Below are 614 nucleotides of genomic sequence, written 5' to 3'. Positions count from 1 at the left end.
AAGACGATACTTTTGGGCTGGCTGGAAATAACAGAAGCAGGCATGATAAATAACCATTACGAAAAGTGCCTTCATAATAGTCGTGGAATTAATGCACTTTTATTTCAATTATTCAGAGAGAGCACCCAAATATTATGCTTCCCGTGGGTACGAATTTGAAAATGCTTATTTTACAAAACTAAATGAAAATCTGGAAATCTTAAAAAATAAAAAAACTGAAGCTGTAAAAATTGAGATCTTTGAAGCATACGCTTCTCTTGGACAGTGTCCAAAAGTTCAGGTTGAAGAGTTTGTTTATAGTGAGTGTAGCCATTTGTTGGTGCCAGAATCTCTAATACTAAAATCAGCTATGAATTAAAATTTTGGATTTGTTCTTAGAGGCTGTTTTAAAACTACTTAAGCCTTCGCAGCATTATTCGAATCATGCATATATAAACGTAGGCTTCTGAACTCCTTGCCAGCTGTTCATAGTCTTTAGATAAACGTTTGGAACCTTCAAACCAGCCAAAGGTTCTCTCCACAACCCAGCGCCTGGCTTGAATGACAAACTTTCCCCGTGGGCGTTTTGTGATTTCAAGTTCCCTTTTGGGTTTGAAGCGATAAAACCACTCTTC

General features: G+C 37.1%; 1 protein-coding gene. It reads right to left on the bottom strand.

What is annotated here, in order from left to right; translation table 11 throughout:
- Window positions 1–392: 392 nt before the first annotated feature.
- Window positions 393–614 (bottom strand): transposase (locus J7439_RS25875; protein WP_286198523.1); only part of this gene is annotated, 222 nt, incomplete at its 5' end.

The organism is Salinisphaera sp. G21_0, assembly GCF_017744115.1.
GTDB lineage: Bacteria > Pseudomonadota > Gammaproteobacteria > Pseudomonadales > Endozoicomonadaceae > Endozoicomonas.
Note: the sequence above shows the minus strand (reverse complement) of the source record. Positions and strands in the feature narration are given on the sequence as shown.